The organism is Stenotrophomonas sp. YJH_SMC_53 (assembly GCF_059369995.1).
This window is the reverse complement of the sequence record NZ_JCAFTF010000002.1, coordinates 519,450-525,855: the sequence shown is the minus strand read 5'-3', so window position 1 is coordinate 525,855 and position 6,406 is coordinate 519,450. Positions and strand designations below refer to the sequence as shown.

The 6,406-nt window shown below is 66.0% G+C and carries 5 protein-coding genes; all 5 read right to left on the bottom strand.

Annotated features, from left to right (window positions below; all coding sequences use genetic code 11):
* Positions 1 to 563 precede the first annotated feature (563 nt).
* The 5 genes from secF to queA all read right to left on the bottom strand — a co-directional run bounded on the left by secF (position 564) and on the right by queA (position 6,282).
* Positions 564 to 1,544, bottom strand: coding sequence for a protein translocase subunit SecF (gene secF, locus AC5P7X_RS05215; RefSeq protein WP_065185182.1), 981 nt, complete (start codon positions 1,542 to 1,544; stop codon positions 564 to 566).
* 16 nt (positions 1,545 to 1,560) lie between these two features.
* Entirely contained in the window at positions 1,561 to 3,417 is a 1,857-nt protein-coding gene (gene secD / locus AC5P7X_RS05210; protein WP_053501057.1) for a protein translocase subunit SecD, read from the bottom strand.
* 61 nt (positions 3,418 to 3,478) lie between these two features.
* Entirely contained in the window at positions 3,479 to 3,823 is a 345-nt protein-coding gene (gene yajC, locus AC5P7X_RS05205) for a preprotein translocase subunit YajC (protein WP_005416201.1), read from the bottom strand.
* Between the two features lie 133 nt (positions 3,824 to 3,956).
* Positions 3,957 to 5,087, bottom strand: coding sequence for a tRNA guanosine(34) transglycosylase Tgt (tgt, locus tag AC5P7X_RS05200; protein WP_014646826.1), 1,131 nt, complete (start codon positions 5,085 to 5,087; stop codon positions 3,957 to 3,959).
* A gap of 127 nt (positions 5,088 to 5,214) precedes the next feature.
* On the bottom strand, positions 5,215 to 6,282 hold the full coding sequence (queA, locus tag AC5P7X_RS05195; protein WP_329843368.1) for a tRNA preQ1(34) S-adenosylmethionine ribosyltransferase-isomerase QueA: 1,068 nt from the start codon (positions 6,280 to 6,282) through the stop codon (positions 5,215 to 5,217).
* Between the last annotated feature and the right edge of the window lie 124 nt (positions 6,283 to 6,406).

Below are 6,406 nucleotides of genomic sequence, written 5' to 3'. Positions count from 1 at the left end.
GCTTACATCCACGGCTTCTACAATCCAGCCCGGCTACACTCGGCGCTGGGCTACCACTCGCCTAACAACTACGCCCGGCAGCTCCGGGCTGCCGCCTGAAACGGCTTCATGGCGTCCGTTTTCAGGGGGCCAGATCAGACACCCCCGCAACCGGACCCACCCCACCTTTGACAGTCTTCCGCGATCTGTCGGAACAGCTCTTGGGGTCAGATCCGTTTTCCTGCGGAAAACGGATCCGACCCCGGCTTCAACAGATGTGTCGACCAAGGTCGACACCCACCAACAGCCGCAGGAATCTGTCAACGGTGAGGCGGTGTCGGAGTGCGGGGTGTCAGCCGCATGGATGCGGCTGCCAAGCCTACACGGACGTACTTGCGGCGTCCCCGCGCTCCGACACCGCCCCGCCCACCCACGGAACGCACGCTGTTGCTGTTGCTGTTGCTGTTGCTGTTGCTGTTGCCGGCCAGCGGCCGGCACTACCGTGGGTGCAGGGCTGCAAGCCCTGCAACACAAAAAACCCCGCTTGCGCGGGGTTCTCTGTGGGTTGCGTGCAGCGCGAACGGTTACGGGCGACGGGCCAGGGCCTCAACGTCCTTCGCCTTCGGCAGCAGGTCCTGCTTGCTGACGCGCAGGAAACCGATCGTCAGCATCGGCACCGCCACCAAGATCGAGGACAGCACCACGATCACCGCACCGATCATATGCGTCTCGGCCAGGCCTTCCATCGAGCTGCCGCCGTACAGGTACAGGGCAAGCGCGGACAGGAAGAACATCACCGCAGTGATCACCGTACGCGACAGCGTCTGGTTGATCGAACGGTTCAGCACTTCCATCGAGTCCACGCGCAGGCTGCGGAAGTTCTCGCGGACGCGGTCGAAGACCACGATGATGTCGTTGATCGCAAAGCCCATCACCGACAGCAGGCCGGCCAGCACGGTCAGGTCGAACTCACGGCCCAGCAGGGACACGTAAGCGACCGTCACGATCAGGTCGAACATCGCCACGATGCTGGCGGTGACCGCGAACTTCCACTCGAAGCGCACCGCGATGTAGATCAGGAAGCCGGCCAGCATGAAGATGGTGGCATACAGGCCATTCATCGCCAGGTCCTTGCCGATCTGCGGGCCCACGAACTCGTTGCGGAGCACGGTGGCCTGATTGTCGGCAGTGGACAACGCCTTCACCACGGCAGCGGCCGTGGCCTTGTCCTCGTGGGCGGCGTCGCCGGTACCCGGAGCATGCTCGCCGTGCGGGGCCAGGCGGATCAGCAGGTCGGTGTTGCCACCGACGCTCTGCACCTGGGCGCCTTCGAAGCCACTCTGCTCGAGCTTGGTGCGGACCTGCTCAACATCCACCGCCTTGTCGAAGCGGGCTTCGATCAGGGTGCCGCCGGTGAAGTCCAGCGCGTAGTTGAAGCCCTTGATGCCGATGATGGCGACCGAGGCCAGGAACACCACGATGGTGACTGCCATGGCGACATGGCGCCAGCGCATGAAGTCGATCTTGGTGTCGTTCGGGAGGATGTGCAGCGGAAACAGTTTCATTGTGCGTGTCGTCCCGTCAGATGGCCACGTTCTGGAGCTTCTTGCGACGGCCGTAGATCAGCGTCGCCAGCGCACGCGACACGGTGATCGCGGTGAACATGGAGGCGAAAATACCGATGATCATGGTCAGCGCGAAGCCCTTCAGCGGACCGGTACCGAATGCAAACAGCGCCACGCCGACGATCAGGCCGGTCAGGTTGGCGTCGAGGATGGTGCCCGAGGCACGCTCGTAACCGGTCACGATCGCCGTCTTGCCCGGCACACCGGCTCGCAGCTCTTCACGGATACGCTCGTTGATCAGCACGTTGGCGTCCACCGACAGGCCAACCGACAACGCCAGGCCGGCAAAGCCCGGCAGGGTCATGGTGGCACCGAACAGCGACATCACCGCCACTACGATCAGCAGGTTGAACAGCATCGCTGCCGAGGTGATCACACCGAACATGCGGTAGTACACGCTGAAGAACACCAGGGTGAACAGGAACGCGAACACCACCGCGCGCATGCCGTTCTTGACGTTCTCGGCGCCGAGGCTCGGGCCGACCACGCGCTCCTCGACGAAGTCCATCGGCGCAGCCAGCGAACCCGACTTCAGCAGCTTGGCCAGGTCTTCGGCTTCCTTCTTCTGCAGGCCGGTGGTCTGGAAGTTCTTGCCGAACACGCCGTTGATGTTGGCCACCGAGATCACTTCCTCGTTGACCTTGAAGCCACGCACTTCCTGGCCGTCGACGACGGTCACGGTCGGCACGCGCTCGGTGTAGACCACCGCCATCGGCTTGTTCACGTTGGCGCTGGTGAAGTCGAACATGCGCTGGCCACCGACGTTGTTCAGCGTCACGCTGACCGCCGGCGAGCCGCTGTTCGAATCGGTCACCGCCTGCGCGCCGACCATCTGGTCACCGGTGACGATCACGCGCTTGTTCAGCAGGATCGGGCCGCGGCCGTCACGCTGCTGGTAGACCTTCGCTTCCGGCGGGATGCGGCCGGAATTGATGGCGTCCTGCGCATTGCCCTCGACCACCGCACGGTACTCCAGGGTGGCGGTGGCGCCGATCATGCGCTTGGCTTCGGCGGTGTCCTGCACGCCGGGCAGCTGCACGACCACGCGGTCGGCACCCTGGCGCTGGATGATCGGCTCGGCCACGCCGAGCTGGTTCACGCGGTTGCGCAGGGTGTTGATGTTCTGCTCGATGGCACCATTGGAGATCTGCGCGATCTCGGTATCGGGCACGGTCACCGTGATGCGGTTGCCGCTGACGTCGTAGCCGAGGGTCGGCTGCGCCTTCACCAGCGCGGCGCGGGCGCGCTGCGCGGCGTCATCGCCGGCGGATGGGCTCAGGTTGGCCACGATGCTGTTATCGGCGCGGCGTTCCACAGACTGGTAGGCGATGCGCGCGTCACGCAGGGTGCTGCGCACGTCTTCGGTATAGGCATCCAGGCGCTTGTCGAGGGCAGCCTTCTGGTCGACCTGCAGCACGAAATGCACGCCGCCCTGCAGGTCCAGGCCCAGCACCATCGGGCGACCGCCGAGGTTGGCCAGCCAGTCGGGCACGGTCGAAGCCAGGTTCAGCGCCACGGTGTACTTCTCGCCGACGGTGTCACGCAGGACGTCGCTGGCAGCGGACTGCGACTTCAGGTCCGACAGGCGGACGATCAGGCTTTCCCCTTCCTTTTCGGCACCGATGGTGGCGATGCCGGCCTTTTTCAGATCGGCCAGCACACGGTCGCGCAGCGCATCGTCGATCTGCCCGCCACGGTTGGCGGTGATCTGGATGGCCGGGTCCTTCTGGTAGATGTTGGGCAGCGCGTACAGCGCGCTGAGCGCCAGTACGATCAGGATGACGACGTACTTCCAGCGTGGAAATTCGAGCATTGCTTGGGTCCCGCGCGGCGCCATCCCCGGCGCCGCGGTTGTGCTTCGGAAAGGGAGTGGCTTACTTGGCCGAATCCAGGGTGCCAGTCGGCAGCACGCTGCCGACAGCGCCCTTCTGCACGCGGATGCGCACGTTGTCGGCCACTTCGACGGTGATGAAGTGGTCGCCGATGTCGGTGACCTTGCCGGCGATGCCGCCGTTGGTCAGCACTTCATCGCCGCGCTTGATCTTCTCCAGCATGGCCTTGTGCTCCTTCTGCCGCTTCATCTGCGGGCGGATCATCAGGAAGTACATGATGGCGATCAGGATGATCGGGAACAGCAGCGTGGTCAGGCCCATGCCCTGCGGTTGGCCGCCGGCGGCCTGGGCGTGGGCGGCGGGAATCAGGAAAGCAAGCAGGTTCATCGTTGGTCCTTTGGTTGGGCGGCGCTCCCGTCCCTTGAGGGGCGGGGGTGTCGACCGCGGATCTGGGTCAGCCTTGAAGTATGCCACGGCCCCGGGCGTTCGTCCTTGGGCCGTTCGGCAGGGGGCGTCCGGGTTAGAGGGGCGGGGCCACCGCCCCGCGTGCCGCGTAGAAAGACTCACGGAAGGCCAGGAAGGTTCCCGCCTCGATGGCCGCACGGATGTCGGCCATGAGCTTTTCGTAATAGAACAGGTTGTGCAGGGTGCCCAGCATCGGCGCCAGCATCTCGTTGCAGCGGTCCAGGTGGCGCAGGTAGGAACGGGTATAGCCACCGGTGCAGGCCACGCAGCCGCAGCCCGGCTCGATCGGGTCCATGTCGCGCGCGTACTGGGAATTACGGATGCGGACGGTGCCGAACGAGGTGAAATAATGGCCGTTGCGCGCATTGCGGGTCGGCATCACGCAGTCGAACATGTCCACGCCGCGTGCCACGCCCTCGACCAGGTCCTCCGGCCGGCCCACGCCCATCAGGTAACGCGGGCGGTCGCCCGGCAGCTCCGGATCCAGGTGGTCGAGCATGGCGTTGCGCTCGTGCTCCGGCTCGCCCACGGCCAGGCCGCCGATGGCGTAGCCGTCGAAGCCGATCGCCTGCAGGGCGTCGGCCGAGCGGCTGCGCAGGTCGGTGTGCACGCCCCCCTGGACGATGCCGAACAAGGCCGCGTCGTTGCCCAGCTCGTCATGCGCGTTGCGGCTGCGCTGGGCCCAGCGCAGGCTCAGCTCCATGGAACGGCGGGCAACGTCTTCGGTGGCCGGGTACGGGGTGCACTCGTCGAAGATCATCACGATGTCCGAATCGAGCACCTTCTGGATCTTCATGCTCTCCTCGGGACCGAGGAACACCCGGGCGCCGTCGGTGGGCGAGGCAAAGGTCACGCCCTGCTCGGTGATCTTGCGTCGATGGGCCAGCGAGAACACCTGGAAACCACCGGAGTCGGTCAGGATCGGGCCATCCCAGCGGCAGAAGCCGTGCAGGCCGCCGTGGTCGGCGATGATGTCCAGGCCGGGGCGCAGGTACAGGTGGAAGGTGTTGCCGAGGATGATCTCGGCGCCCAGCGCCCGCACCTGGTCCGGCAGGATGCCCTTGACCGAGCCATAGGTCCCCACCGGCATGAAGGCCGGCGTTTCCACCGTGCCACGCGGGAAGGTCAGGCGGCCACGGCGGGCACGGCCATCGCGGGTCTGGAGCTGGAACTGCAGTCGGGACATGGAGCGGTCGTTCAGGCAAATAGTTGTCTATTGTCTCCCAAAACCGCCGTCCCTGCTCCGGTAGCGCCGGGCCATGCCCGGCGGCCGTTACATCTGCGTCCCCGCCGGGCATGGCCCGGCGCTACCGTCACGTTTCCTGCGGGAACAGCAGCATCGCGTCGCCGTAGCTGAAGAAGCGGTAGCGCTGCTCGATCGCGTGCCGGTAGGCCTCGAACACGCGGTCCTTGCCTGCAAACGCCGAGATCATCATCAGCAGCGTGCTTTCCGGCAGGTGGAAATTGGTCACCATCGCGTCGACGCTGCGGATGCGGTAGCCCGGGGTGATGAAGATCTGGGTCTCGCCGGCGACCGGCAGCAGCTCGCCATCGCGCATCGCGCTTTCCAGCGCGCGCACCACGGTGGTGCCGACGCCGATCACCCGGCCGCCGCCGGCGCGCGTGCGCCGCACCTGCTGCACCAGTTCGGCGCCGACGTTCAGCCACTCGCGGTGCATCACGTGGTCCTTCAGGTCATCGGCGCGCACCGGCTGGAAGGTGCCCGCACCCACATGCAGGGTGACGTGGCCGAACTCCACGCCCTTGTCCTTCAGCGCCGCCAGCAGCGGCTCGTCGAAATGCAGGCCGGCGGTCGGTGCCGCCACCGCGCCTACCTCGCGCGCGAACACGGTCTGGTACCGCTCGCGGTCGTCCACGCCCGGCTCGCGCTGGATGTAGGGCGGCAACGGCAGGCGGCCGGCATGCAGCAGCCACTGCTCCAGCGACTCCGGCACATGGAACTGAAGCACGTAGAACTCGCCATCGCGGCCCAGCACCTCTGCTTCGCCACCGGCATCCAGCGCGATGCGACTGCCGGCCTTCGGCGACTTGCTGGCGCCGACCTGCGCACGCGCCTGCTGACCGCCGAGCAGGCGCTCGATCAGGATCTCCACGCGGCCGCCGCTGGCCTTCTGCCCGAACAGGCGCGCCGGAATCACCCGGGTGTCGTTGAACACCAGCAGGTCGCCCGGCTGCAGCAGCGACGGCAGGTCACGCACCTGCAGGTCGGTGAAGGCGGCAGGTGCCGGCGGTACCAGCAGCAGGCGGCTGGCGGAGCGTTCGGCCAGGGGAGCCTGCGCGATCAGTTCAGCCGGCAGGTCGTAGTGGAAATCGGACTTCTTCAAGGCGGTGGGCGGCAACAGGTCGACAATGGCGCGCATTGTACGTCCAGCGTCTGCGAGCCGGCGCACTTCGCGGCGAACGTCGCGCAAAATGCTGCTATGCAGCAGGTTTCTGCGGGGTTATCGCGCAAAAAAACAAGTGCTAGCATCGAACCGGAAGTCC